The following is a 248-nucleotide window of genomic DNA, read 5'->3' on the forward strand; positions in this document are numbered from 1 at the left end:
CTTCGGCATGCGGGTGATCTATCACAACCGTTCGCGCCTCGCGCCCGGGATCGAGTCGGAATGCCGCGCCAGCTACGTCGACAAAGACACCTTGTTACGCGAGTCGGATCATCTGATCATTGTGGTGCCTTACTCCGAAAGCTCGCATCATGCGATCGGCGCGGCGCAATTAAAGCAGATGAAATCGACGGCGACGCTGACCAAGATCGCGCGTGGCGGCTTGGTCGACGACGACGCGCTGGCGGTGG

General features: G+C 60.9%; 1 protein-coding gene. It reads left to right on the forward strand.

Annotation, left to right across the window (positions count from 1 at the left end; translation table 11 throughout):
- A partial coding sequence (locus SB847_RS21850; protein WP_410578811.1) for an NAD(P)-dependent oxidoreductase occupies positions 1 to 248 on the forward strand: 248 nt, incomplete at both ends.

The organism is Bacillus sp. SIMBA_026, from assembly GCF_046535335.1.
In the GTDB taxonomy this organism is placed as follows: domain Bacteria; phylum Bacillota; class Bacilli; order Bacillales; family Bacillaceae; genus Bacillus; species Bacillus velezensis.